The following is a 24,231-nucleotide window of genomic DNA, read 5'->3' as shown; positions in this document are numbered from 1 at the left end:
CGCTCACGTTCGTACACGTCCCCACAAGCCGTCCTGCGGGTCCTCGGCACGAGCTGAGAGCATAGGTGCCGGATCTGTCGAAGAGGGAGGGGCACATGCCCGAACACAGGGCATCGATACCGAACACGCCACAGGAGACAGCACAGAAGACCCCGCAGCAGGCACCGCGGAAGACGTCACAGAAGACGACGCAGAAGGCGTCACAGAAGACGACGCAGCAGACGACGCAGAAGGCGTCACAGAAGATGTCGCAGAAGACGTCACAGAAGAAGACCGGGCAGGCGGCCGGACCGGCGACGGAACCGGCCGCCGACGCGCTGCGCGGCCCCCGCCGCACCAGCCTGCTCGTCACACTGATCCTCGGCGGCCTCACCGCCACACCCCCGCTGGCGATGGACATGTACCTCCCCGCGCTGCCGGAGGTCACCGAGGCCCTGCACGCACCCGCCGCCACCGTCCAGCTCACCCTCACCGCCTGCCTGGCCGGCATGGCCCTCGGGCAGATCGTGGTCGGCCCGATGAGCGACCGGTGGGGGCGGCGGCGCCCGCTCCTCGCCGGCCTCGCCGTCTACGTCGTCGCCACCGTCCTGTGCGCGCTCGCGCCCACCGTCGAACTCCTCGTCGCCTTCCGCCTGGCGCAGGGCCTCGCGGGCGCCGCCGGCATCGTCATCGCCCGGGCCGTCGCCCGCGATCTGTACGACGGCGTGGCCATGGCCCGCTTCTTCTCCACCCTCATGCTGATCTCGGGCGTGGCCCCGGTCGTCGCACCGCTCGTCGGCGGGCAGATCCTGCGGGTGACGGACTGGCGGGGCGTGTTCGTCCTCCTCACGGTGGTCGGGGTGCTGCTGGGCGGGATCGTCTGGGCGAAGCTCCCCGAGACCCTGCCGCCGGCCGAACGCCACGGCGGCGGCGTCCGCGACGCCCTCGGCTCGATGCGGACCCTGCTCGCCGACCGCGCCTTCACCGGGTACATGCTCGCCGGCGGCTTCGCCTTCGCCTCGCTGTTCGCCTACATCTCGGCCTCGCCGTACGTGGTCCAGGAGATCTACGGCGCCTCCCCGCAGACGTTCAGCCTGCTGTTCGGCCTCAACTCCATCGGCCTGGTCGCCGTCGGGCAGATCAACGGCAAGGTGCTGGTCGGCAGGGTGGGCCTGGACCGGGTGCTCGGCATCGGCCTCGCGGTCGTCATCGCCGCCGCCACCGCGCTGCTGCTGATGTCCCTGGGCGTCTTCGGCGAGGTGGGGCTGGCGCCGATCGCCGCCGCGCTGTTCGTGCTGATGTCCGCCATGGGCATCACCCTGCCCAACACCCAGACTCTCGCCCTGATGCGGGTCCGGCACGCCGCCGGCTCCGCCTCCGCGCTGCTGGGCACCTCCTCCTTCCTCATCGGCGCGGTCGCCTCCCCGCTCGTCGGCATCGCCGGCGAGGACACCGCCGTGCCGATGGCCGTCGTCCAGCTGGTCGCGGCGCTGGTGGCACTGGCCTGCTTCGCGGGAATGTGCCGTCAGGGGAAGGGACGGGCCACCGCGGAGGGCGGAGAACCCGTCCGCGCGGGGAACACCGAGAGGGCCGAGGGGACCGAGAGGCCCGAGAGCACCAAGAGGGCAGAGAAGGCCGAGAGGACCGGGGAGGACAGCTGAGCGTGCCGAGACTGCGCAGCGACACGCCGGGGCGGGCCGGACTCGACCCCCGGCAGCTGCGCCACCTCGTCGAGGACGTCCACGACCTCACCACCGGCGAACGCCCCTGGGCCGCGGGCGCCGTCGTGGTCGCCGGGCGCGGCCCGGTACTGGCCGTGGAGGAGGCGGCGGGCTGGGCCGTACGGTACGCCTCGTACGACCCGCGGACCGACACGGGCGTGGAGCTGCCGGCCGCCTCCCGCGTGCCGATGACCGTCGGCACACCCTTCGACCTGGCCTCCCTCACCAAGCTGTTCACGTCCGTCGCCGCCGTGCAGCAGATCGAGCGGGGCACGCTCGGCATCGACGCCAGGGTCGGCGCCTACCTCCCGGAGTTCCACGCCGCCGCCCGGCACGGCATCACCGTACGGCAGTTGCTCACGCACACCTCCGGCCTGCGGCCCGAACTCCCGCTGTACGACTGCGCCGACGACGGGGAACGGCTGGCCCGGCTGAAGGCGGAGCCACCGGTGGGCGTACCCGGCACATACTGCTACTCCGACCTGAACATGCTGCTCCTCCAGCACGTCCTGGAACGCGTCACCGGCCGCACTCTCGACGTCCTCGTCCGTGACGGGATCACCCGCCCGCTGGGCATGACCGCGACGCGCTTCGGCCCGTGCCCGGGCGCGGCGGCCACCGAGGACCAGCGGCGGCCGTGGGCCAAGGCGGACCGGGGGATGCTGCGCGGCGTCGTCCACGACGAGAACGCGTGGGCGCTGGGCGGCGTGGCCGGCCACGCGGGGCTGTTCTCCACCGGGCGGGACCTGGCCGTGTTCTGCCGCGCCCTGCTGGCGGGCGGCGCGTACGGGACCGCCCGCATCCTCGGTCCCGACTTCGTGGAGCTGCTCCTGACCCCGCCGGGACTGGGCTTCGCCCTCGACCAGCCCTGGTTCATGGGGGAGTTGGCGGGGCGGGGAGCGGCCGGGCACACCGGGTTCACGGGCACGATGCTGGTCCTGGACCGGGCGACGGACACGTTCCTCGTGCTGCTGGCGAACGCGGTGCATCCCCGCCGGCGACGACCGGACAACGCGCCGCGCGCGGCGGCGGGGAGCCGGATGGCACGGGCGGTGAGGGAGAGGTGAGGGGAGGTGGGGGAGGTGGGGGATGAGGGTGGTGCTCACGGAGGGGAGCGGTGATCTCTGAAGTGAGCGCTGATCTCTGAAGTGAGTGTTGATCTCGGAGAGGAGCGGCGATTGCAAAGGGGAGCGCTGACCTCAAAGAGGAGCGCTGACTTCGAAGAGAGGTGACCCCGAAGGTGAGCGGTGCTCTCGAAGGGGGGCGACGCTCTTGAAGGGGGGCGACGCTCTTGAAGGGGAGCGGCGATCTCGCGGAGTCGGCGCCTTCAAAAAGGAGCGCCGTCCTCAAAGGAGATCGGCGCTCTCAAGGGTGAGCGGGGCGCTCGGAGGAGAGCGACGCCTTCGAGGGAGAATGTCGCCCTTGAGGGAGAGCGGCGCCCTCGGAGGAGAGTGGCGATCTCAGAGGAGAGCGGCGACCTCGAATGAGAGCGGTGGCCTCGAACGAGAGCGACGACCTCGAATGAGGGCGGCGGCCTCGAGCGAGAGCGACGACCTCGAACGAGAGCGGCGACCTCGAATGAGAGCAGTGCTCGCGCGAGCGACACCCCCGTAGAATCACCGGGTGACCGCTCCCGTATCCCCAGCCGAAACCCTGCGTGCCGCCCTCGCCGGGCTGCTCGACGGGCTGCCGCCGCGGCAGGCCGCGCAGGCCGTGGAGCGGCTGATCGCCAACTACCGGGGCGCCACCCCGACCGACGCGCCGATCCTTCGGGACCGCGCGGACGTGGTCGCCTACGCCGCCTACCGGATGCCCGCGACCTTCGAGGCGGTGAGGTCGGCGCTCACGGCGTTCGCGCAGGCCGTGCCCGCCTGGGTGCCCGGCAGTCATGTCGACGTCGGTGGCGGGACCGGTGCGGCGACCTGGGCCGTCAGCGCCACGTGGGACGGTGCCCGCCCGGTCACCGTGCTCGACTGGGCCGAGCCGGCACTCGCCCTCGGCCGGGAGATCGCCGCCGCCAACCCCTCTCTCGAAGACGTCGCATGGCGGCGCTCTCGGATCGGAGCGGCGCTCACCCTGGAGAGCACCGATCTCGTCACCGTCTCCTATGTCCTCAACGAGCTGACCGCACCCGACCGCGCCGCCCTCGTCGACGCCGCCGCGTCCGCCGCGCAGGCCGTCGTGATCGTCGAGCCGGGCACTCCCGACGGTTACGCCCGCGTCATCGAGGCCCGCGACCGCCTGGTCGCCGCGGGCTTCCACGTCGCCGCCCCCTGCCCGCACAGCGACTCCTGTCCCATCGCGCCCGGCACGGACTGGTGCCACTTCTCGGCCCGGGTCAGCCGTTCCTCCCTGCACCGCCAGGTCAAGGGCGGATCCCTCGCCTACGAGGACGAGAAGTTCAGCTACGTCGCGGCGGCCCGCTTCCCGGTCGCGCCGGCCTCGTCCCGCGTGGTCCGCAGGCCGCAGATCCGCAAGGGCCAGGTGCTGCTCGACCTCTGCGAGACCGAACCGGCGCTCCGCCGGGCCACGGTCACCAAACGCCACGGCGACCTCTACAAGGCGGCCCGCGACGCGGACTGGGGCGACCCCTGGCCGCCGGCGGACCGCCGGTAGGACGGCTGCCTGGCTCCCGGAACGTCCGCGTCGGCCTGGAAGCCCTCCCGCTCAGGACGGCCCGCCGCTCCTCTCGCTCCCGCCGTCACCCCTCTCGCCCCCGCTGCCCCTTTCGCTCTCTCCGCTCCCCCCGTTCTCTCCGCTCCTCCCGTTCTCTCCGCTCCTCTCGCTCTCCTCTCGCTTCTCCTGCAGCTTGCGCAGCAGTTCCCGCTTCTGGGCCTGGCGGTCGAGGCCGCCGCCGGTCCGGCCACCCCGGCCGCCGCCGCGCAGGGCCTCGCGGCCGAGGTGTCGACGGGTGCCGCCGACGCCCAGCATGTTTCCGGCTCCACCTCGGGTCATGACAGAACTCCTTCCGGTCGGCACTCGGCATTCCATAGAAACGAGACGTTTCGTCTCGCCTTCTCGTTCGCTCCACTGTGTGGCGAGACGTTCCGTCTTGCCAACCTGATACATTCGCCCCATGGCCGACCAGAAGTCCGCACCCCGCCCCGACGCGCCCCGCCGCCCCGACACCTCGCGCCGCAGCGAGAAGTCCCGCCGCGCCATCTACGACGCCGCCCTCGCGCTCGTCGTGGAGGTCGGCTACCCGAAGACCACCATCGAGGGCATCGCCGCCCGCGCCGGCGTCGGAAAGCAGACGATCTACCGCTGGTGGTCGTCGAAGGCGGACGTCCTGCTGGAGGCATTCCTCGACCTGGGCGAACAGATGACCCAGGCCGCGGAGCAGTCCGCCACCTCGTCCGCGGAGCGGCCCGCCGGGCAGGCCGGCGGCCCGGAGTCGTACGCGATCCCGGACACCGGTGACCTCGCCGCCGATCTCAAGGCCGTGCTGCGGGCCACCGTCGACGAACTGCGCGACCCGAAGTTCGAGGCCCTCTCCCGCGCCCTGGCCGCCGAGGGCGTCGTCAACGAGGAACTCGGCCGGGTCTTCGTCGCCAAGCTGCTGGAGCCCTCCCTCCAGCTCTACGTGGAACGGCTGCGCTCCGCGCAGGAGGCCGGCCAGGTCCGCCCGGACATCGACCCGCGCATCGCGCTGGAGCTCTTCGTCTCGCCGCTCGCCCAGCGCTGGCTCCAGCGAACGGCCCCGATCTCCTACGCGTACACCGACACGCTCGTCGACTACGCCCTCCACGGCCTCGCGCCGCGCTGACCCGGCAGGGTGCCCCCCAGGGGGGCGGAGGTGCCACGAGCAGGCCGCGCGGTACACCAAGACGACGTGTGCCCCCCCCAGGGGGGCGGAGGTGCCCGCAGGGCAGGGGGAGGCGGCAGGGGAGTCGCCTGTGCCCAGGCGGGATACGTCTCGCCCGGTGGGGTACCCCGTGTCCGACCTGCCCCGAATGTGAGCACCGGCCCCCCGGCGCTCAGGATGGTGGGACCATAGGGCATGCTGTTCCGCACGACGGCGAGGCGAGGGGATAGATGAGCGCGGAGTTCGGCGGCCGAGGCGGCCTGCAGGGCAGAATCTCCCAGTGGCTGCGCGGACGCCGCCCGAAGGAGGCCGCCGCCGGTGAAGGCGGCCGGGAGGCCCTGCTGCTCGCCGCCGCCGGCGCGGGACTGCCGCTGGCGCCCGCCGCGCACCCGGTCGGCTACATGTGCTCCTGTGACCGGGTCGGCTGTCCCACCCCGGCCCGGCACCCGATCTCGTTCGCCTGGCAGACACAGTCCACGACCGACCGCGCGCAGATCGAGCGCTGGGCCCGGCACCAGCCGCAGGCCAACTTCATCACCGCGACCGGCATGGTGCACGACGTCCTCGACGTCCCCCTGGAGGCCGGCCGCGAGGCGCTCGCCCGGCTGCTCGACGCGGGGATCGACGTCGGCCCGGTCGCCGAGAGCGACGACGGCCGCATGCTGTTCTTCACCCTCACCCGCGGCACCCCCGAGGACGAGGACGAGTGGTGGCCGTGCGAGCTGGACTGCCACCCGGAGACGATGGACGAGCATCCGGGCCTGCGCTGGCACTGCCGCGGCTCCTACGTCCTCGTACCGCCCGCCCGGCTGCCCGGCGAGCACCAGACGGTGCACTGGGTCCGCGGCCCGGAGCACCCCCTGCCGGACCCGCTGACCCTGCTGGAGGCGCTGACCGACGCCTGCGCCCGGTACGCAGCCGAGGACTCCGACCACGCGGGCACGGCCTGGCCCCTACGCCACTGAGCGTCCCGGAACCCACCACTTTGGCAGCGGACGCACACCGGCCGCCGACCGGCGTCGCCTCGGCGCCGAGGCGACGCCGGTCGGGGCAGTGCCGGGATCGAGCCGGGGCCGTTCCGGACGAGGGGCCCCGGCCGCACCGCGGACAGACAGACCCTAGCCGCCCTGCGCCGACGTCAGGCCCTGGATCCTCCCCACCACCGTCACCTGCTCCTCGCCCGAACCCTTCGCCGGATCGAGGGCGACCTCGTTGGAGACGAACTCCATCGTCAGGGACTGCTTGATCTCACCGGTCGTCAGCGCCAGCACGTCCTTGTTGGGCGTGGGCACGGAGGCGCCCTGCGCGGCGGTCTGCTTCTCGAAGTGGCGCGTGGCGAAGAAGACCAGCGCGCCGCCGTCGGCGGTGCGCAGCGCCAGCGGCGCGTAGTCGCCGTTCGTCAGCGGTTCGTCGATGTACTGCCGGGCCAGGCCCGGCCGGATCGCCCACTTCTTCCGCAACTCCCGCCAGCCGCTGGTGTGGACGCCGTCCGCGAAGGTCTTCCCGCCGTCCTTCAGGTAGGTGGTGTAGCCCTTGCTCAGGTCGGCGGGCGGGACGGCGAGGTCGGTGGAGTTGGCGGGGACGGCCTCGGCCCACCCGTCCTTGTCCGTCTTGAACTTCGGTACGTCCCCGGCGGCGGCCAGCGTCAGGTACGCCACCTCCCAGGGCTCGTCCAGGCCGTCGCGGGTGAACACCAGCAGCCAGCGCGCGTCGCCGCCCTTGTTGCCGCGGGCGTCGGCCAGGAACCAGCGCGGCCAGCCCGCCTTCTTCGGGATCGTGAACTTCGCGTCCGTCAGCTCCAGCGGCGTATGGGTGGGGTTGCCGGCCGGGTTGTTGGCCTTGCCCGCCTTCAGCCGGGCCGCGTCGATGGCGGCGAGGGCACCGGTGGTGTGGTCGGCGTCCAGCGAACTGTCGTACGCCTTGTCCGCCTTGTTGTACGCGGTCGTGAACTGCCGGAGCGCCTCGGCGGCTTCGGCACGGGTGGTCGCCGGGAGCACCTCGCGCTCGCCGTGCACCACCACGCAGCCGCTCGCCGTCAACGACAAAGCGGTCACGGAGGCCGCTATCAGTGCGCTCCGGTCAAGCCTGCGGAGCCGTAGAGAGCCGCGATCCCTGCTCATCAGGTCTCTTCACCTTCCCCTTTCCGGAGGCGAACCCTACCGGGACGGGGCCGGGCGCGGGCGCCCGGTCCGGGTACAGCGGCCACACCGTGACCTGTCGGGGTTCGTACGTCCACCACGTCCGCCCGCACGTCCGCCCGCGCGATGCTTGAATGCCCCCGTGATCGATTACGACGTCCTGCGCGTCTTCTGCGGGCCCGGCGGCGGATACGGCAACCGGCTGGGCGTCGTCCGCGACGGATCGGTGCTGCCGGAGCGCGGGAAACGGCAGGCGTTCGCCGCCGGACTCGGCTTCAGCGAGACGGTGTTCGTGGACGACCCCGAGCGCGGGGTCGTCGACATCTACACCCCCACCCTGCGCCTGCCCTTCGCCGGGCACCCCTGTGTCGGCACGGCCTGGCTGCTGGACGTGCCCGAACTCGTCACGCCCGCCGGGGTGGTGGGGGCCCGGCAGGACGGGGAGTTCTGCTGGATCGAGGCCCGCGCGGAGTGGGCCCCGCCGCGCACCCTGCGCCGGTACGCCACCGCCGCCGAGGTCGACGATCTGCCGGTACCGCCGCCGGGGGAGTGGATCTACGCCTGGGCGTGGGAGGACGAGGCGGCCGGCCGGGTCCGCGCCCGCGGGTTCCCCGGCCGCGGTGACGGCATCGACGAGGACGAGGCGACCGGCGCGGCGGCCCTGCTGCTGACCGAGCGCCTGGGCCGGGCCCTGAACATCACCCAGGGCGCGGGCTCGCAGATCCTGACGGCACCGCAGCCGGGCGGCCGGGTGGAGATCGGCGGGCGGGTGACCCTGGAGCGGTGACGCCTCCCGCGCGGCGAGTGGTGACGCCTCCCGTGCGGTGAACGGTGGCGCTTCCCGTGCGGCGAGCGGTGGCGCTTCCCGTGCGGCGAGCGGTGACCCCTCCCGTGCGGCATCACGCCGACAGCGGGAACTCCTCGCCCAGCGCGCGGAAGACGGCGGTGTTCAGGGCGAACGCCTTCTTGCACTCCGCCACCACCCGCTGCTTCTCCAGGTCGTCCACGCGGATCGCGTCCAGCAGCTGCCGGTACACCCGCTTGAACGCGGCCGGGTTGGCGATCTCCTCGAAGACGTAGAAGCGGACGCCGTCGCCCTTCTTCGCGAAACCCCACGTCCGCTCCGCCTTGCCGCGGATGATCTGGCCGCCGGACAGGTCGCCGAGGTAGCGGGTGTAGTGGTGGGCGACGTAACCGCCGGGCCAGCGCTCGGCGCACTCGCGCACCCGGTCCGCGTAGGCCCGCGTGGCCGGCAGCGCGGACAGGGACGCCCGCCAGCCGGCGCCCCGCAGGTGCTCCAGGTCGCGCTCCAGCGAGGCCAGGCGCATCAGCTCGGGCCGGATGAAGGGCCCGGCCACCGGATCGGACGCCAGCCGGCCGGCCCCGGCCTCCAGCGCCTCGTACACGAACCACAGCTGCTCGGTGTACCGGGCGTAGGCGTCGACGCCCAGCCGCCCGCCCAGCAGGTCGCTCATGAACGTCGAGGTCTCGGCCTCCGTGTGCTGCTCATGGGAGGCGGTGCGGATGAGCGTCGAGAAGGAGTCCATGAGCCCGATCTTCTTTGGTAAGGCTTGCCTAAGTCAATGCCCTTGCCGACGGCTCGTCGGAAACGTTTCCGACAGGCTGTCGGTAAAACCGTACCCCGATCGGACGCGAAAAACCCGCCCTCCCGGAAGGAGGGCGGGTCGTCGTCGATGCGCGGGGCGCGGCGGACGTCCGCCGGAACCGGCGGCCCGCAGGCCCAGTGGCCCGGAGATCCAGCGGCCCGGAGGGCTACGGCAGCGTGAGGATGTCCGCCCCCGTCTCCGTCACCACCAGCGTGTGCTCGAACTGGGCGGTGCGCTTGCGGTCCTTCGTCACGACCGTCCAGCCGTCGTCCCACATGTCGTACTCGTGCGTGCCGAGCGTCAGCATCGGCTCGATCGTGAACGTCATCCCGGGCTTCATGACGGTCGTCGCGTGCGGGCTGTCGTAGTGCGGGACGATCAGCCCGGAGTGGAACGAGGTGTTGATGCCGTGGCCGGTGAAGTCGCGGACGACGCCGTATCCGAAGCGCTTGGCGTACGACTCGATGACCCGGCCGATGACGTTGATCTGGCGGCCCGGCTTGACCGCCTTGATCGCCCGGTTGAGCGCCTCGCGGGTGCGCTCGACCAGCAGGCGGCTCTCCTCGTCGACATCCCCGACCAGATAGGTGGCGTTGTTGTCGCCGTGTACGCCGCCGATGTACGCCGTCACGTCCAGGTTGACGATGTCGCCGTCGCGCAGCACCGTGGAGTCCGGGATGCCGTGGCAGATCACCTCGTTGATCGAGGTGCACAGCGACTTGGGGAAGCCGCGGTAACCGAGCGTGGAGGGGTAGGCGCCGTGGTCGCACATGTACTCGTGCGCGACCCGGTCCAGTTCGTCCGTGGTCACGCCCGGCGCGATGAGCTTGGCGGCCTCGGCCATCGCCTGCGCCGCGATCCGCCCGGCGACGCGCATCGCCTCGATCGTCTCGGGCGTCTGCACCTCCGGGCCGGTGTACGGCGTGGGCGCCGGCTTGCCGACGTACTCGGGGCGGCGGATGTTTCCGGGTACGGAACGGGTGGGAGACAGCTCCCCTGGTACGAGCAGCGACTGGCCAGACATGACAGCGAGTCTAACCAGCGGGCATACGAGACCATGTCCCCGGCGAAAGGAGCCGCTCATGGCCCTGTTCAAGAAGCGCACGGCCGGAAAGCCGGGCGAGTGGTACTACTGCCTGGAGCACAGGAAGGTCGAAGAGGGGCCCGACTGCCCGGGCAAGGACCGCTTCGGACCGTACGCCTCCCGCGCGGAGGCCCAGCACGCGATGGAGACCGCCCGCGAGCGCAACCTCCAGTGGGAGAACGACCCGCGCTGGCACGACGCCCCCGCGGCCCGCACGGACGACGACTGACCGGCCCGCCCCCTACGACGACTGACGGGACCGCCCCCTGCGACGACTGACGGGCCCGCTCCCTACCAGTGCCCGGGTGGCGGTGCCGTCAGCTGGTCCGCCAGCCGGGACAGGCGGTCCCGCAGGCGCCGCCGGCCCCGGGGCGCGGGCAGCGCGTTCTCGCCCGCCGCGGCGCTGACCAGGTGCTGCACGGTGTCCAGGTCCAGCTCGGCCCCCTCCGGCACCGCCAGTTCCTCGTGCGCCATGGCCGCCAGGTCGCCCTCCCCGGCGTCCAGGGCCAGCACCGTCGCCCCCGCCCGCCGGGCGTCGTGCACACGTTCGAGAAGAGGGGGGCCGGGTTCCTCCGGCGCCACCACCAGCAGCGTCTCACCGCGCCGGGCCGCCGCCAGCCGCCCCAGCCCCACCGCCAGATGCGGCGGGTCCGCCGGGCGCGGATCGTGCCGTACCAGGGTCGGGGCCAGCTCCGGCGTCCCCGACCACGCCGCCTCGTCCACCAGGTGGGCGGCCAGGTGCCACGGCTCGTACCGCTCCGTGCCCACCAGCAGCAGTCCGCCCCCGTGCGACACCACCGACCCCCGCAGCGCCCCCGCGAAGCTGCGGGTGGCCCCCAGCCACTCGGTCCCGGCGAGCACCTCGCGCAGCAGCGCGACCCGTACGGCGTCCATGGGCGCATCCTGCCGCAACCGGCCGCCCGGGACCGGCGGTTCGCCCCGGATTCCCCCGGTCCGGCGCCGGGACCGGGCACGCGGCTCACCCGATCCGGTGGGTGCGGCGGGGCGGACGTAGAGTCGGCCCATGACCTCTACCGACAGTGCCGCACAGGGTGCGCAGAAGGCCCCCGCCAAGGACCCCTGGGACCTGCCCGACGTCTCCGGGCTGGTCGTCGGGGTGCTGGGCGGGACCGGGCCGCAGGGCAAGGGCCTGGCCTACCGGTTCGCCAAGGCCGGCCAGAAGGTGATCATCGGCTCGCGGGCCGCCGAGCGCGCACGGGCCGCCGCCGAGGAGCTCGGGCACGGCATCGAGGGCGCCGACAACGCCGAGACCGCCCGCCGCAGCGACGTCGTGATCGTCGCCGTGCCCTGGGAAGGCCACGGCGAGACCCTGAAGTCCCTGCGCGAGGAGCTGGCCGGCAAGCTCGTCGTCGACTGCGTCAACCCGCTCGGCTTCGACAAGAAGGGCGCCTACGCCCTCAAGCCGGAGGAGGGCAGCGCCGCCGAGCAGGCCGCCGCGCTGCTGCCGGACAGCCGGGTCACCGCCGCCTTCCACCACCTGTCCGCCGTGCTGCTCCAGGACCCGGCGATCGAGGAGATCGACACCGACGTCATGGTGCTGGGCGAGGCGCGCGCCGACGTGGAGACCGTGCAGGCCCTCGCCGGGCGCATCCCCGGCATGCGCGGCATCTTCGCCGGACGGCTGCGCAACGCCCACCAGGTCGAGTCGCTGGTCGCCAACCTGATCTCCGTCAACCGCCGCTACAAGGCGCACGCGGGGCTCCGGGTCACGGACGTATGAGGCGATGGGGGACACTGGGGGACGCAAACCGTGTCACCCGTGTCCCCCGACAGGAGCCGACCCCATGCCCCGCCTCGCCGTCTACGCCCTGATCGTCTGCGTGCTCGCTCTCGCCGCCGCCGTCGTCTCGTTCGTGCAGGGCAGCGTGCCGATGGGGGTCGTGTGGGTGCTGCTGACCGGTGTGTCGTCCAACATGTGCTGGTACTACCTCAAGCGCGGCCGGGACGCCCGCCGCTCCTCCACGACCACGGGCTGACCGCGCCCGCCGCTCCCGCCCGACGACCACCGGCCACCGCCCGGCCACTCCCGCCGCCGGTCACGGCGTGGCCGAGCAGATCTCGGCCGTCTGCCAGAAGCGGTACAGCTCGAAGCCGCAGTACGTGTCGAAGTCGCCGATCCCGAGCGCGCGCAGGACCGCGTCGACCGCGCCGAAGAACGCGCCGTTCAGCGCCGGCACCCACAGCAGCGCGAACACCAGCAGCAGGCCGAACGGCGCGAACGGCTCCAGCTGCCGCCGCACGTTGTACGACAGCCAGGGCTCGATCACCCCGTAGCCGTCCAGGCCCGGCACCGGCAGGAAGTTCAAGATCGCGGCCGTGACCTGGAGCAGCGCCAGGAAGGCCAGCGCGAGCCGGGCGTCGCGCGGCACGCCGTCCAGCGCGTCCAGCCAGAACGGGGCCGTGCACACCACGGCGAACAGCACGTTCGTCAGCGGGCCCGCCGCGGAGACCAGGCTGTGCCGCCAGCGGCCCGGGATGCGCCCGCGCTCGATGAACACCGCCCCGCCCGGCAGACCGATCCCGCCCATGATCACGAAGATCACCGGCAGCACGATGCTCAGCAGCGCGTGCGTGTACTTCAGCGGGTTCAGCGTCAGGTAGCCCTTCGCGCCGACCGAGATGTCGCCGCCGTGCAGGGCGGTGCGCGCGTGCGCGTACTCGTGCAGGCACAGGGAGACGATCCACGCGGACGTCACGAACAGGAACACGGCCAGGCCCGGCTGCTCGGCGAACCCGGTCCAGGTGGCCCAGCCGGTGACCGCGGCGACGGCCAGGATCCCGACGAAGACGGGGCTGATACGCCGCTCGCCGTGGCGGGTGGTGGCGGTGGTCATCGGGCAGGACTCCTGACATGGGGGACGGCGCGGCGTCGACCGTACCGGTGACGGGAGGAGAACGTCCTGCGGACGGACGGAGGTTCCTGCTACTCGTTACGCTGTAACCGAGTCGCTAGAGGAGGTGGCCATGACGATCGCCGACAGCTGGGTCGAGTCCATGCAGGAAGCAGTGGAACTCCCCAGGAGCGCGCGCCTCCGGCTCACGAGGAACGGGCTCACTTTGGTACCGGTCACCCATGCCCACACCACCACGGCCCGGCGGATCGCCAACCAGATCGAGGAGGGACTGCCGGGCTGGGCACCGGTCGGCGAGTTCTCGGTGGTCCCGCCCCGGGAAGGCTACAAGCCCGAGCCGGACGCCTCGGCGCTGCCCCTCGAACAGGTGGACCCCGCCAAGAGCGAGATCCACGAAGCGCTGCTGCCGTTCGTGGTGGAGGTCGTGTCGCCGGAGAGCAAGCACCGCGACTACAACACCAAGCCCGAGCACTACGCGCTGCGCGGCATTCCCGCGTACCTGGTCGTCGACGTGCTGGCGGCCACCTGGACCCTGCTGACCCGGCCGGAGGACGGGGCATACCGACGCACCCTGTCCGGCGTGTTCGGCGAGGAGATCGACATTCCGGTCGGCGACCGCACCCTCACCCTCGACTCCTCCCAGTTCATGCGCGTGTGAAACCCACGCGCGGCGCCGGAGCGTCCGCACAGACATCCGCAGGGACAATGGACCCCGTGCGCTACCGCATCCTCGGCACCACCCAGGCACTCCGCCCCGACGGCACCGCCGTCCCGGTCGGCGGGGCGCGGCTGCGCGCCCTGCTGACCGTGCTGGCCCTGCGTCCCGGCCGGACCGTGCCGGCGGGCCTGCTGGTGGAGGAGGTGTGGGGCGACGACCCGCCCGCCGACGCGACCGGGGCCCTCCAGGCGCTGGTCGGACGGTTGCGCCGGGCGCTCGGCGCGGACGCGGTCGCCTCCGCCGGCGGCGGCTACCGGCTCACCGCCGCCCCCGACGACGTCGACCTGCACCGCTTCGAGCGGCTGACCGGCGAGGGCCTGCGCGCCCTGGCCGACGGCGACGCCGCCAAGGCGGCCGAACGGCTCGACGACGCCCTCGCCCTGTGGCGGGACCCCGCCCTGGCCGACCTGCCCGGCCGCACCGCCGAGGCGGCCCGCCGGGAGACCCGGCACCTGGACGCGCTGCGCGCCCGCCACACCGCCGCGCTCGCCCTCGGCCACGCCGAGCGGGCCCTGCCCGAGCTGACCGCCCTGTGCGACGCCCACCCCCTGGACGAACCCCTCCAGGCCCTGCGGCTGCGCGCCCTGCGCGACACCGGCCGCACCGCCGAGGCGCTGGCCGCCTACGAGGACGTACGGCGGCTCCTCGCGGACCGGCTCGGGGCCGACCCGGGACCCGAGCTGCGGGCCCTGCACGGCGAGTTGCTCCAGCCGGACCCCGCGCCCGCGCCCACACCCGCGCCCGCGCCCACACCTGCCTCCGCGCCCGCGCCCATACCCGAACCCGCACCCGTGCCCGCCGCCCCGCCCGCCCGGGCCGCCCGCCCGCGCGGCAATCTCCGCGCCCGCCTGACCTCCTTCGTCGGCCGGGACGCCGACCTCGAGGCGATCCGGGACGACCTCGCCACCGCCCGCCTCGTCACCCTGCTCGGGCCCGGCGGCGCCGGCAAGACCCGCCTGTCGCAGGAGGCCGCCGAAGCCGCGGGGGACGTGGCCCGGGACGGCGTGTGGCTGGCCGAGCTCGCGCCGGTCGACGACCCGGACGCCGTCCCCGAGGCCGTCCTGACCGCCGTCGGCGCCCGCGAGACCGTGCTCTATGGCGCCGGCGCCGAGGAGATACGGGCCGTCACCGACCGGGGCGGCAACCCCGTCGACCGGCTCGTCGAGCACTGCGGCCGGCGCCGCATGCTGATCGTCCTGGACAACTGCGAGCACGTCGTCGAGGCCGCCGCCCGCCTCACCGAGGACCTGCTCGCCCGCTGCCCGCACCTCACCGTCCTGGCCACCAGCCGCGAACCCCTCGGCGTACCGGGGGAGTTGCTGCGCCCGGTGGAGCCGCTGCCCGAACCGGCGGCGCTGACGCTCCTCGCCGACCGGGGCGCCGCCGCCCGCCCCGGCTTCCGCGTCGAGGACGACCCCGACGCCTGCGCCGAGATCTGCCGCCGCCTGGACGGCCTGCCCCTGGCCATCGAACTGGCCGCCGCCCGCCTCCGTCTGCTGACGCCCCGCCAGATCGCCGACCGGCTCGACGACCGATTCCGCCTGCTCACCTCCGGCAGCCGCACCGTCCTGCCCCGCCAGCAGACCCTGCGCGCGGTCGTCGACTGGTCCTGGGAACTGCTCGACGAGGACGAACGCGACGTGCTGCGCCGCCTGTCGGTCTTCGCGGGCGGCTGCGACCTCGCCGCTGCCGAGGCCGTGTGCGGGCCCGCCGCGCTGGAGGCCCTCGGCTCCCTCGTCGACAAGTCGCTGGTGGTGGCCGCCCCGTCGGACGACGGCGAGATGCGCTACCGCCTCCTGGAGACCGTCGCCGAGTACGCGGCCGAACGCCTCGACGAGACCGGCGGGCGCGCGGACGCCGAACGCGCCCACCTGACGTACTACCGCGAACTCGCCCGCACCACCGACCCGCTGCTGCGCGGCCCGCGGCAGCTCGCCGCCATCGGGCGCCTGGAGCGGGAGTACGAGAACCTGCGCACCGCCCTGCGCCGCGCCGTCGCCGCGCGCGACGAGCAGGAGGCGCTGTGCCTGGTGCTGTCCCTCGTCTGGTACTGGCAGACGCGGGACCTGCGCGTCGAGGCCCGCACCTGGTGCGGCGAGGTCATGGCCCTCGGCCCCGACCCGTTCGCCGAACCGGTCCGGTCCGCCACCCCCCTGTGGGAGCCGTGCACGGCCACGCCGCCCCCCATGACCGGGGAGGTCCTCGCCGAGGCCCGGCGCGGCGTCCACCTGGCCCACCTGGCCTGCATGGACACCGAGCTGGACGCCTGGCAGAACCCGCGGGCGCAGCGCAAGCTGCACGCCATCTCCGCCGCCTACGAGCCCGGCATGCCGCAGACCTGCCGCAGCCCCGGCCTGCTCTGGATCTACGCCGTGATGCTCACCGGCGACATGGACCGGCTGCACGCGGTCGTCGACGCCGCCGTGCGGACCTGCCGCGAGACGCCCGGCTACGAGTGGGAGCTCGCCGGAGTCCTGCACATGCGCGCCAACCTGCTCGCCAACCGGGCCGACTGGGCGGGCGACGCGGCCCGCGACGCCGACGAGGCGCTGGAGATCTACCGGCGCCTGGGCGACGCCTGGGGAACCGCCGAGGCGCTCTCCGCGCGGGCCGAGGCCCACGAGCGCAAGGGCCGCCACCTGCTCGCCGCCGCCGACTACGAGACCGCCGCGGAGCACGCCGAACGCCTGGGCGCCCACGCCCAGGTGGCGGTGTTGCGCGCCCGGCTCGGCAACGCGCTGCTGGACTTCGGCGACGCGGCCGAGGCCGAACGGGGCGAGCGCATCCTGCGCGAGGTGATCGAGCAGACGGCCGGGTCGGCGCACAACGGGGCCCTGCCCGCCGCCCGGCTCTTCCTCGCCGGACGGCTCGGCATGACCGGCCGGACCGCCGAGGCGCGCGAGCAGCTGCGGCTGCTGCGGGAGGAGTTCACGATCACCCACTTCGTCGTCTTCGACTCCTTCATCCTCGCCTCGGAGGCATGGCTGGCCACGCTGGAGGACCGCCACGAGGAGTCCCTGACGATGATCCGCAAGGCCCTGGAACGGGCCGACGACCCCCTGTCCACGGCCATCGCCCCGCACGCGCGCTCCACCTGCCTGACCATCGCCGCGATGGCGCTGGCCCGCGTCGAGGGCGGGCGCCGGGTCCGGGACGCCGCCCGGTGCCTGGGCGCCGCCGCCGCGGCGACGCCGCCCGCCCACGTCGCCACGGCCCTGGAGCGCGACATCTGCGAACGGGCCGCCGCACGGGCCCGGGAGGTGCTCGGCGCCGAGGCGTACGAGGCCGCGTACGCCGAGGGCGGTGGCCTCTCCCCCGAGGAGGCCACCGCCCTGGTCCGGTCCCTGGCCTGACCGGTCAGTGCTTCGTACGGAACTTGTGGATCGCGACGGGCGCCATCACCGCCGTCAGCACCACCGACCAGCCGAGCGTCACCCACAGGTCGTGCGCGACGGGACCGCCCACCATCAGCCCCCGCGCGGCGTCCGCGAGGGAGGAGAGCGGGTTGTAGTCGGTGAAGGCCTGGAGCCAGCCCGGCATCGAGTCGGTCGGCGCGAAGATCGACGAGCCGAACTGCAACGGCATCAGCACCAGGAACCCCATCCCCTGCACGGCCTGCGCGCTCTTCATCACCACGCCGAGGGTGAGGAACACCCACATCAGGGCCGAGCCGAACACCGCCGACAGGCCCACCGAGGCCAGCAGCCCGGCCCAGTCGGTGACGTCGAAGCCCACCAGGACGGCGACGATCATCAGCACCGCGGTCGCGAACAGCATCCGCAGCAGCTCCACCGCGATCTTGGCGAACAGCACCGAACCGCGTCCGATCGGCAGGGACCGGAAGCGGTCCATCACACCGGAGTTGAAGTCCTGGTTGAAGCCGGTGCCCACGCCTTGGGCCATGTTCATGCCCATCATGGCCATCAGTCCGGGCACGACGTACTGCACGTACGCCTGCTGCCCGCCGCCCAGCGACTGCCCGATCGACCCGCCGAAGACGTACACGAACAGCAGCGTGAAGACGATCGGGAACAGCAGGGCGTCGAACATCGACTCGGGGTCCTGCCGGATCCACAGCAGGTTGCGGCGGACCAGCGCGCCGGTGTGCCGCAGATGGGCGCGCGGGGAGATGCGGGCGTCGGGCTGGACGGTGGCGGCGCTCATACGGCGACCTCCTGACGGGTGTCGGCGGGCGCGGCGTCCTGCGGGGCACTGGCACGGTGGCCGGTGAGGGACAGGAACACCTCGTCCAGGCTGGGCAGTTCGGTGGTGACGGCGGCGAGCGTGATGCCGCGCGAGCCGACGGCGCCGACCACGGCGGTCAGCTGCTCGTCGCTGAGGATCGGCACCAGGACGCAGCCGCGCTCGGCGTCCACGGTGGCGGTGGCCAGGCCGGTGACGCCCAGCTCGTCCAGGAAGGCGGCCAGGGGACGCAGCTGCGCCGGGTCGGCCGGGCGTATCCGCAGGGTGCGGCCGCCGACCTTCGCCTTCAGCTCCTCGATGCCGCCGTTGGCGATGACCTTGCCGCGGTCGACGACGGTCAGCTCGGAGGCGAGCTGCTCGGCCTCCTCCATGTACTGGGTGGTGAGCAGGACGGTCACCCCGTCCCCGACCATCCGCTGGACCTCGTCCCACACCTCGTTGCGGGTGCGCGGGTCCAGTCCGGTGGTGGGCTCGTCCAGGTACAGCACCACCGGCCGCCCGATCATGGAGGCGGCCAGGTCCAGCCGGCGCCGCATGCCGCCGGAGTACGTTCCCGCGGGCCGCCGGGCGGCCTCGGTGAGCGAGAACCGCTCCAGCATCTCGTCGGCGCGGCGCCGGGCCTCCTTGCGGGGCAGGTCCAGCAGCCGGCCGATCATGTACAGGTTCTCCCAGCCGGGGAGCTTCTCGTCCACGGAGGCGTACTGCCCGGTGAGCCCGATCACGCGCCGCAGCTGCCGCGGCTGCCGCACCACGTCGTAGCCGGCGACGGTGGCCTGCCCGGCGTCGGGGGTCAGCAGGGTGGACAGGATGCGTACGAGGGTGGTCTTGCCGGCCCCGTTCGGCCCGAGGACACCCATCACGGTGCCCTGCCGCACGTCCAGGTCGACACCGTCCAGCGCCTTGGTCTCGCCGTAGTGCTTGACCAGTCCCCGCACGGTGACCGCGTTCTGCGCGGCCTCGGGGAAGTCGTCGATTCGCGTCATGCGGAAGACGCTCCCAGGCCCCGCCGACAAACCGCCGACAGCCGGCCGACGGCACCGACATCCCGCCGACAGCCGGCCGGCCGGCAGCCGACCGCGGTGCCGGGCGCGGGCACGAGGGACGGGGCGCGGGCAGGAGAGGCGGAACGGGGCACGGGCACGAGAGGCAGGGCGGGGCACGGGCACGGCGGGATGAAAAAGGGGCAGCCCGCCGACGGGGGAGGATCGGCGGGCTGCCCGTGCTACCGCGATGGCTCGGCCGGGAGGGCTCAGTGGACGGAGTGCTCCTCCTGCGGGAACGTTCCGCCGACGACGTCCTCGGCGAACGCCTTCGCCGCGTCACCCATCACCTGACGCAGGTCGGCGTACTTCTTCACGAACTTCGGCACCCGGCCGCCGGTCAGCCCGAGCATGTCGGTCCACACCAGCACCTGCGCGTCCGTCTCCGGTCCCGCCCCGATGCCGACGGTCGGGATGTGCAGGGTCCGCGTCACCTCGGCCGCGAGCTCGGCCGGCACCAGTTCCAGCACCACGGCGAAGGCGCCGGCGTCCTGCACGGCCTTGGCGTCCCGCAGCAGCTGCTGGGCCGCCTCCTCGCCGCGCCCCTGCACGCGGTAGCCCATGGCGTGGACGGACTGCGGGGTGAGCCCGATGTGGGCCATCACCGGGATGCCGGACTCCACCAGCAGCTCGATCTGCCGGTGCGAGCGCTCGCCGCCCTCCAGCTTCACGGCGCCGACGCCCGCCTCCTTCACCAGCCGGGTCGCCGAGCGCAGCGCCTGCACCGGCCCCTCCTGGTACGAGCCGAACGGCAGGTCGGCGACGATCAGGGCGCGGCCGGTACCCCGTACGACGGCCGCCGACAGCATGGTCATCTCGTCGAGGGTGACGGGCACGGTGGTGTCGTACCCGAGGTGGCAGTTGCCCGCGGAGTCGCCGACGAGCATGACCGGGATGCCGGCCTCGTCGAACACGGACGCGGTCATCGCGTCGTACGCGGTGAGCATCGGCCACTTCTCGCCGCGCTCCTTGGCGGCGGCGATGTCGCGGACGGTGATGCGGCGGGTGCCCTTGCCCCCGTACAGCGCCTTGCTGCCGTCGGCGGGCTTGTTGCGGGCAGCCGAAAGCTGCGTCATGGCAACGGCTCCTTCATGTCATCTCGAGGCGCCCTGACGGCGTCCCCGGATCCCCTCCATGGTGGCACCTCGTGCCGGCGAGGACCAGAGCACCCCCGGCGCGAACCGGCGTCCCGCCCTCGAATGTGCGCGTTTCGTCACAAGCACCACACGCCGTGCCCTTCGCTGCAACTCCGCACACCGGCATCCACGTCATCCTGCCCGTACGGCCGTCATGGACGGCGGGAACGGAGCCGATCATCCCCTAGGGTCTTGTGGCACGGGGGCGACGGTGTGCACGGCAGGCAGTGAGGCGACGGTATGGCGCAGCAGGCGTACATGACGGAGACGGACAACGGCGGCTCGGGACCCGAGCACCGGGGCCCCCGGTTCCGGCGCCTGTTGGACCGGCTGGTCACGGGCTGGAGAGGCGACCGGCGGATCTGGCGCCGCGGCCTGTTCACCGCCGCCGTGGCCGTCCTCCTCGCGGTCGTCATGGCGGCGCACTCCCACATCCCGAACGCCGTCGGCAACCTCGGCAGCCTCACGGAAACCTTCCTGCCGTGGCTGGGCCTGCTGGTCCCCGTCCTCCTGGCGGTCGCCCTGCTGCGCCGCTCGGCGACGGCGCTGATCGCGGTCCTGGTTCCGGCGGTCGTGTGGCTGAACCTCTTCGGCGGCCTGCTCACCGAGAAGACCGCCGCCGGCGGCGACCTGACGGTGGCCACCCACAACGTCAACGCCGGCAACGCGGACCCCGCCGGCACCGCCCGGGCCGTGGCCGCCTCCGGCGCGGACGTGCTCGCCCTGGAGGAGCTGAAGGCGTCCGCGGTCCCCACCTACGAGAACGCGCTGGCGTCGACGTACGAGTACCACGCGGTCGTCGGCACGGTCGGGCTGTGGAGCAAGTACCCGATGAGCGACGTCGATGCGGTCGACATCCGCCTCGGCTGGAAGCGCGCAATGCGGGCCACGGTGGCCACCCCCGCCGGGCCGGTCGCCGTCTACGTCGCCCACCTCCCCTCCGTCCGGGTGAAACTGGAGGCCGGGTTCACCGCCCGGCAGCGGGACAAGAGCGCCGACGCGCTGGGCGAGGCCATCGCCGGTGAGCGGCTCGACAAGAAGATCCTCCTCGGCGACCTCAACGGCACGATGAACGACCGCGCGCTGAACGCCATCACCTCCCAGATGCGCTCCACGCAGGGCGCGGCCGGCGACGGCTTCGGCTTCAGCTGGCCGGCGTCGTTCCCGATGGCCCGCATCGACCAGATCCTCGTCACGGGCGTCGAGCCGGAGACGAGCTGGACCCTGCCGGAGACCGGCAGCGACCACCTCCCGGTCGCCGCCCGTGTGAAGGTCGACACATCCGCGTCCTGAAACCCCAGGTCACCTCGTATTCGGTGGCCCTCGGCAACCACCCCGTAACCTCGCGGAATACTCGGCCTGAGACGCTTTGTTCCGTACGGGAACATACGAACGTACGGACCTCCGCTCTCGAAAGGCACGACCCTTCATGCCCCTGGCCCTGCTCGCCCTTGCCGTGGGCGCCTTCGGCATCGGTACGACCGAGTTCGTGATGATGGGCCTGCTGCCCGACGTCGCGGACGATCTGGACATCTCGATCCCCGCCGCCGGCCACCTGGTCTCGGCGTACGCGCTGGGCGTCGTCATCGGCGCCCCGCTGCTCGCGGCGGTGACCGCCCGGCTGTCCCGCCGTACCGTCCTCATCGGCCTGATGGCCCTCTTCGTGGCGGGCAACGCCCTGTCGGCCGCCGCGCCGGGCAACGGCACCCTGCTGGCCGCCCGTTTCGTCAGCGGCCTGCCGCACGGCGCCTTCTTCGGCGTCGGCGCCGTGGTCGCCACCGGCATGGTGGCCCCCGAACGCAAGGCCCGCTCCGTCTCCCTGATGTTCCTCGGCCTGACGGTCGCCAACATCGTGGGCGTGCCCGCAGCCACCGCCATGGGCCAGCACCTCGGCTGGCGGGCGACCTTCCTCGGCGTCAGCGCGATCGGCGTGGCGGCGATCGCCGCGCTCGCGTTCCTGATCCCCCGCGACCACGCCCCGGCGCCCGCGTCCGGCCTGCGCGGCGAACTGGCGGCCCTGCGCTCCCTGCCCGTCTGGCTGGCCCTCGGCACCACCGTGGCCGGCTTCGGCGCGCTCTTCGCCGCGTACAGCTACATCACGCCGATGCTCACCGACGCCGCCGGGTACGCCGACGCCAGCGTGACGCTGCTGCTGGCCCTGTTCGGCGTGGGCGCCACCGCGGGCAACCTGCTGGGCGGCCGGCTCGCCGACCACTCCCTGCGGGCCACCCTCTTCGGCGGCCTGGTCTCGCTCGTCGCGGTCCTCGCCCTCTTCCCCGTGCTGATGCGCACGCCGGTCACGGCGGCGCTGGCGGTCGCCCTGCTCGGCACGGCCGCCTTCGTCACCGGCTCCCCCCTCCAGCTGATGGTCATGGAGAAGGCCGCCGCGGCCCCCTCCCTGGCCTCCTCCGCCAACCAGGCCGCCTTCAACCTCGCCAACGCCGGCGGCGCCTGGATCGGCGGCCTCGCCCTGGCGGCGGGCTTCGGCGTCACGTCCCCCGCCCTGGCCGGCGCCGCCCTCGCGGTCCTCGGCCTCGCGGTGGCCGCCCTCGCGTACACCGTCGACCGGCGCTCTCCGCGGGCCGGCCGGGAGCGCGTGGTCACCGGGCACGTCCCGGAGCCCGCGCGGACCGCACGCCGCTGACACCTAGGGGGCACCGGACCGGGCCATCCCGCCACGCGGGGTGGCCCGTCCTTCTGCCGTGAGGCGCGTCCTGGTACGGCGCGTACGGCGAAGGGGCGCGGGACGACGGCCGAGGCGGGGACGGAACGGCTCGGGAGCGAGGCGGACGGTCCGGGCTCCGGGCCCGGACCCTCGCGCCCCGGGAGTCGCGGGCCTTCGTCGAGCAGACGCTCGGAGAGCCATGAGCCGCACCCCCGCTCACCAGGACGTCTCCGCCGCGTGGGCGGACTTCGTCGCGGTGACCGCGGAGCGCTGACCGCCCTCCTCAGGGCACCAGCACGATCCGGCCGAACACCTCGCCCGCGTCCATCTTCCGGTGCGCCACGGCCGCCTCGGCCAGGGGCAGCACCTCGTGCACGACCGTCCGCAGGCCGCCGCGGGCCGCCTCGGCGAACTGGGCCGACTGTACGGTTTGGCGGTCGGGGCCGGGCACCGTGTCGGAGCTGAACGTGGCGAACGTCAGGGACTTGGTGAAGGCGTCCATCAGCCGCATGCCGAAGTCCGCCGGCGGCGGCCCGGCGACCATGCCGACGGCCACGAACCGGCCGCCGGGGCGCAGCCGGTCCAGGAAGCGGGGGACGTGAGGGCCGCCCACGACGTCGATCACCACGTCGAAGCCGGAGGGCGCGTCCGGGCCGCCGCCCTCGCCGGCGCGGTCCAGGACGTGGGTGGCGCCCAGCTCCCGCAGGCGGACGCCGCGCTCGGCGGACGAGGTGGTCACCGCCACCGCGTCCGCCCCGCCCCGGGCCGCGAGCTGGACCGCCGCGATGCCGATGCTGCCCGCCGCGCCGCGCACCAGCACGGTCTCGCCGGGCGCGAAACGGGCGTGCCGCAGGGCGAAGTGGGCGACCGCACCGGACCCGCCGAGGGTCACGGCATCGACGGCGGACAGCCCGTCGGGCAGCGGGAGGACGTCCCCGGCCGCGGCGACGGCGTGCTCGGCGTACCCACCCGACAGGCCGGTGAACGCCCACACCCGGCGCCCCCGCCACGAGGCGTCCACGCCCTCGCCCACCGCGGTGATCCGCCCCGCGACCTCGCTGCCGAGGAGATGCCCCTCCCGGAAGCCGTACCCGGCGAGCGCGCCCCGGCGGACGACGGCGTCCACCCCGCCCACCCCGGCCGCCTCCGTGGCGATCCGCACCTGCCCCGGCGCGGGGTCGGGCACGGGCAGGTCGACGACCTCCAGGCCGTCGGCGCTCCCGAACGTTCTGATCACGACAGCCTTCATCTCGGCTCCTCGG

General features: G+C 73.5%; 22 protein-coding genes and 1 pseudogene. 13 read left to right on the top strand and 10 right to left on the bottom strand.

What is annotated here, in order from left to right; genetic code table 11:
- Positions 1-245 precede the first annotated feature (245 nt).
- The 3 genes from ABZ340_RS07210 to ABZ340_RS07200 all read left to right on the top strand — a co-directional run bounded on the left by ABZ340_RS07210 (position 246) and on the right by ABZ340_RS07200 (position 4,316).
- Complete coding sequence (locus ABZ340_RS07210) at positions 246-1,640, top strand: multidrug effflux MFS transporter (RefSeq protein ID WP_358780892.1); 1,395 nt, start codon at positions 246-248, stop codon at positions 1,638-1,640.
- Positions 1,641-1,651: 11 nt separating this feature from the next.
- Positions 1,652-2,767, top strand: a complete 1,116-nt coding sequence (locus tag ABZ340_RS07205) for a serine hydrolase domain-containing protein (RefSeq protein WP_358780891.1) — start codon at positions 1,652-1,654, stop codon at positions 2,765-2,767.
- Positions 2,768-3,323: 556 nt separating this feature from the next.
- Complete coding sequence (locus tag ABZ340_RS07200; protein ID WP_358780751.1) at positions 3,324-4,316, top strand: small ribosomal subunit Rsm22 family protein; 993 nt, start codon at positions 3,324-3,326, stop codon at positions 4,314-4,316.
- Positions 4,317-4,469: 153 nt separating this feature from the next.
- Here the strand turns inward: ABZ340_RS07200 and ABZ340_RS07195 are convergent.
- A pseudogene (locus tag ABZ340_RS07195) lies at positions 4,470-4,655 on the bottom strand (DUF6243 family protein); the annotation flags it as partial.
- A 121-nt stretch (positions 4,656-4,776) separates the two neighbouring features.
- Between ABZ340_RS07195 and ABZ340_RS07190 the strand changes: the two are divergent.
- On the top strand, positions 4,777-5,466 hold the full coding sequence (locus ABZ340_RS07190; protein ID WP_358780750.1) for a TetR/AcrR family transcriptional regulator: 690 nt from the start codon (positions 4,777-4,779) through the stop codon (positions 5,464-5,466).
- 269 nt (positions 5,467-5,735) lie between these two features.
- Complete coding sequence (locus ABZ340_RS07185) at positions 5,736-6,470, top strand: bifunctional DNA primase/polymerase (RefSeq protein WP_358780749.1); 735 nt, start codon at positions 5,736-5,738, stop codon at positions 6,468-6,470.
- A gap of 153 nt (positions 6,471-6,623) precedes the next feature.
- On the opposite strand, the gene ABZ340_RS07180 is transcribed toward ABZ340_RS07185, so the two are convergent.
- Positions 6,624-7,550 carry a hypothetical protein gene (locus ABZ340_RS07180; RefSeq protein ID WP_358780890.1) on the bottom strand — a complete coding sequence of 309 codons (927 nt, stop codon included), beginning with the start codon at positions 7,548-7,550 and terminating at the stop codon, positions 6,624-6,626.
- A gap of 235 nt (positions 7,551-7,785) precedes the next feature.
- Here ABZ340_RS07180 and ABZ340_RS07175 point away from each other — a divergent pair, with 235 nt between their 5' ends.
- Positions 7,786-8,430 (top strand): PhzF family phenazine biosynthesis protein, encoded by a 645-nt coding sequence (locus ABZ340_RS07175; protein WP_358780748.1) that lies wholly within the window; start codon positions 7,786-7,788, stop codon positions 8,428-8,430.
- 112 nt (positions 8,431-8,542) lie between these two features.
- Here the strand turns inward: ABZ340_RS07175 and ABZ340_RS07170 are convergent, their stop codons facing one another.
- Together ABZ340_RS07170 and map are read right to left on the bottom strand one after the other, a co-directional pair.
- Positions 8,543-9,190 carry a biliverdin-producing heme oxygenase gene (locus ABZ340_RS07170; RefSeq protein WP_358780747.1) on the bottom strand — a complete coding sequence of 216 codons (648 nt, stop codon included), beginning with the start codon at positions 9,188-9,190 and terminating at the stop codon, positions 8,543-8,545.
- A gap of 226 nt (positions 9,191-9,416) precedes the next feature.
- The gene (gene map, locus ABZ340_RS07165) at positions 9,417-10,274 is read right to left on the bottom strand and encodes a type I methionyl aminopeptidase (RefSeq protein ID WP_358780746.1); all 858 of its coding nucleotides are present in this window, start codon (positions 10,272-10,274) and stop codon (positions 9,417-9,419) included.
- Between the two features lie 58 nt (positions 10,275-10,332).
- On the opposite strand from map, the gene ABZ340_RS07160 reads away from it, so the two are divergent.
- Positions 10,333-10,563, top strand: a complete 231-nt coding sequence (locus ABZ340_RS07160) for a hypothetical protein (RefSeq protein ID WP_358780745.1) — start codon at positions 10,333-10,335, stop codon at positions 10,561-10,563.
- Between the two features lie 62 nt (positions 10,564-10,625).
- Here ABZ340_RS07160 and ABZ340_RS07155 read toward each other — a convergent pair whose 3' ends face one another.
- A complete protein-coding gene (locus ABZ340_RS07155) occupies positions 10,626-11,228 on the bottom strand; it encodes a hypothetical protein (protein WP_358780744.1) in 603 nt (200 codons plus the stop codon).
- 130 nt (positions 11,229-11,358) lie between these two features.
- Here ABZ340_RS07155 and npdG point away from each other — a divergent pair, with 130 nt between their 5' ends.
- Together npdG and ABZ340_RS07145 are read left to right on the top strand one after the other, a co-directional pair.
- Positions 11,359-12,075, top strand: a complete 717-nt coding sequence (gene npdG, locus ABZ340_RS07150) for an NADPH-dependent F420 reductase (protein ID WP_358780743.1) — start codon at positions 11,359-11,361, stop codon at positions 12,073-12,075.
- 64 nt (positions 12,076-12,139) lie between these two features.
- Positions 12,140-12,331 (top strand): hypothetical protein, encoded by a 192-nt coding sequence (locus tag ABZ340_RS07145; RefSeq protein ID WP_358780742.1) that lies wholly within the window; start codon positions 12,140-12,142, stop codon positions 12,329-12,331.
- Between the two features lie 60 nt (positions 12,332-12,391).
- On the opposite strand, the gene ABZ340_RS07140 is transcribed toward ABZ340_RS07145, so the two are convergent.
- Positions 12,392-13,189, bottom strand: a complete 798-nt coding sequence (locus tag ABZ340_RS07140; RefSeq protein ID WP_358780741.1) for a site-2 protease family protein — start codon at positions 13,187-13,189, stop codon at positions 12,392-12,394.
- Positions 13,190-13,319: 130 nt separating this feature from the next.
- On the opposite strand from ABZ340_RS07140, the gene ABZ340_RS07135 reads away from it, so the two are divergent.
- Together ABZ340_RS07135 and ABZ340_RS07130 are read left to right on the top strand one after the other, a co-directional pair.
- The gene (locus ABZ340_RS07135; RefSeq protein WP_358780740.1) at positions 13,320-13,865 is read left to right on the top strand and encodes a Uma2 family endonuclease; all 546 of its coding nucleotides are present in this window, start codon (positions 13,320-13,322) and stop codon (positions 13,863-13,865) included.
- Between the two features lie 47 nt (positions 13,866-13,912).
- Positions 13,913-17,278 carry a BTAD domain-containing putative transcriptional regulator gene (locus ABZ340_RS07130; RefSeq protein ID WP_358780739.1) on the top strand — a complete coding sequence of 1,122 codons (3,366 nt, stop codon included), beginning with the start codon at positions 13,913-13,915 and terminating at the stop codon, positions 17,276-17,278.
- A gap of 4 nt (positions 17,279-17,282) precedes the next feature.
- Here ABZ340_RS07130 and ABZ340_RS07125 read toward each other — a convergent pair whose 3' ends face one another.
- The 3 genes from ABZ340_RS07125 to panB all read right to left on the bottom strand — a co-directional run bounded on the left by ABZ340_RS07125 (position 17,283) and on the right by panB (position 20,244).
- A complete protein-coding gene (locus ABZ340_RS07125; RefSeq protein ID WP_358780738.1) occupies positions 17,283-18,089 on the bottom strand; it encodes an ABC transporter permease in 807 nt (268 codons plus the stop codon).
- Positions 18,086-19,111, bottom strand: coding sequence for an ATP-binding cassette domain-containing protein (locus ABZ340_RS07120; RefSeq protein ID WP_358780737.1), 1,026 nt, complete (start codon positions 19,109-19,111; stop codon positions 18,086-18,088). The genes ABZ340_RS07125 and ABZ340_RS07120 overlap by 4 nt, the downstream gene beginning before the upstream one ends.
- 266 nt (positions 19,112-19,377) lie before the next feature.
- Positions 19,378-20,244 (bottom strand): 3-methyl-2-oxobutanoate hydroxymethyltransferase, encoded by an 867-nt coding sequence (gene panB / locus ABZ340_RS07115; protein ID WP_358780736.1) that lies wholly within the window; start codon positions 20,242-20,244, stop codon positions 19,378-19,380.
- Between the two features lie 300 nt (positions 20,245-20,544).
- Here panB and ABZ340_RS07110 point away from each other — a divergent pair, with 300 nt between their 5' ends.
- Both ABZ340_RS07110 and ABZ340_RS07105 read left to right on the top strand, forming a co-directional pair.
- Complete coding sequence (locus ABZ340_RS07110; protein ID WP_358780735.1) at positions 20,545-21,597, top strand: endonuclease/exonuclease/phosphatase family protein; 1,053 nt, start codon at positions 20,545-20,547, stop codon at positions 21,595-21,597.
- A gap of 136 nt (positions 21,598-21,733) precedes the next feature.
- A complete protein-coding gene (locus ABZ340_RS07105; protein ID WP_358780734.1) occupies positions 21,734-22,948 on the top strand; it encodes an MFS transporter in 1,215 nt (404 codons plus the stop codon).
- Between the two features lie 304 nt (positions 22,949-23,252).
- Here ABZ340_RS07105 and ABZ340_RS07100 read toward each other — a convergent pair whose 3' ends face one another.
- The gene (locus tag ABZ340_RS07100; protein ID WP_358780733.1) at positions 23,253-24,218 is read right to left on the bottom strand and encodes a zinc-binding dehydrogenase; all 966 of its coding nucleotides are present in this window, start codon (positions 24,216-24,218) and stop codon (positions 23,253-23,255) included.
- Positions 24,219-24,231: the final 13 nt, after the last annotated feature.

It is taken from the genome of Streptomyces sp. NPDC006134, assembly GCF_040628835.1.
GTDB lineage: Bacteria > Actinomycetota > Actinomycetes > Streptomycetales > Streptomycetaceae > Streptomyces.
Note: the sequence above shows the minus strand (reverse complement) of the source record. Positions and strands in the feature narration are given on the sequence as shown.

Bases quoted from the DNA above. Each gene is read 5' to 3' on its own strand.
- ABZ340_RS07210 (WP_358780892.1), top strand. From the start codon at position 246: ATGTCGCAGAAGACGTCACAGAAGAAGACCGGGCAGGCGGCCGGACCG.
- ABZ340_RS07190 (WP_358780750.1), top strand. From the start codon at position 4,777: ATGGCCGACCAGAAGTCCGCACCCCGCCCCGACGCGCCCCGCCGCCCC.
- ABZ340_RS07185 (WP_358780749.1), top strand. From the start codon at position 5,736: ATGAGCGCGGAGTTCGGCGGCCGAGGCGGCCTGCAGGGCAGAATCTCC.
- ABZ340_RS07170 (WP_358780747.1), bottom strand. From the start codon at position 9,190: ATGGACTCCTTCTCGACGCTCATCCGCACCGCCTCCCATGAGCAGCAC.
- map (WP_358780746.1), bottom strand. From the start codon at position 10,274: ATGTCTGGCCAGTCGCTGCTCGTACCAGGGGAGCTGTCTCCCACCCGT.
- ABZ340_RS07160 (WP_358780745.1), top strand. From the start codon at position 10,333: ATGGCCCTGTTCAAGAAGCGCACGGCCGGAAAGCCGGGCGAGTGGTAC.
- ABZ340_RS07155 (WP_358780744.1), bottom strand. From the start codon at position 11,228: ATGGACGCCGTACGGGTCGCGCTGCTGCGCGAGGTGCTCGCCGGGACC.
- npdG (WP_358780743.1), top strand. From the start codon at position 11,359: ATGACCTCTACCGACAGTGCCGCACAGGGTGCGCAGAAGGCCCCCGCC.
- ABZ340_RS07145 (WP_358780742.1), top strand. From the start codon at position 12,140: ATGCCCCGCCTCGCCGTCTACGCCCTGATCGTCTGCGTGCTCGCTCTC.
- ABZ340_RS07140 (WP_358780741.1), bottom strand. From the start codon at position 13,189: ATGACCACCGCCACCACCCGCCACGGCGAGCGGCGTATCAGCCCCGTC.
- ABZ340_RS07135 (WP_358780740.1), top strand. From the start codon at position 13,320: ATGACGATCGCCGACAGCTGGGTCGAGTCCATGCAGGAAGCAGTGGAA.
- ABZ340_RS07130 (WP_358780739.1), top strand. From the start codon at position 13,913: ATGGACCCCGTGCGCTACCGCATCCTCGGCACCACCCAGGCACTCCGC.
- ABZ340_RS07125 (WP_358780738.1), bottom strand. From the start codon at position 18,089: ATGAGCGCCGCCACCGTCCAGCCCGACGCCCGCATCTCCCCGCGCGCC.
- ABZ340_RS07120 (WP_358780737.1), bottom strand. From the start codon at position 19,111: ATGACGCGAATCGACGACTTCCCCGAGGCCGCGCAGAACGCGGTCACC.
- panB (WP_358780736.1), bottom strand. From the start codon at position 20,244: ATGACGCAGCTTTCGGCTGCCCGCAACAAGCCCGCCGACGGCAGCAAG.
- ABZ340_RS07110 (WP_358780735.1), top strand. From the start codon at position 20,545: ATGGCGCAGCAGGCGTACATGACGGAGACGGACAACGGCGGCTCGGGA.
- ABZ340_RS07105 (WP_358780734.1), top strand. From the start codon at position 21,734: ATGCCCCTGGCCCTGCTCGCCCTTGCCGTGGGCGCCTTCGGCATCGGT.
- ABZ340_RS07100 (WP_358780733.1), bottom strand. From the start codon at position 24,218: ATGAAGGCTGTCGTGATCAGAACGTTCGGGAGCGCCGACGGCCTGGAG.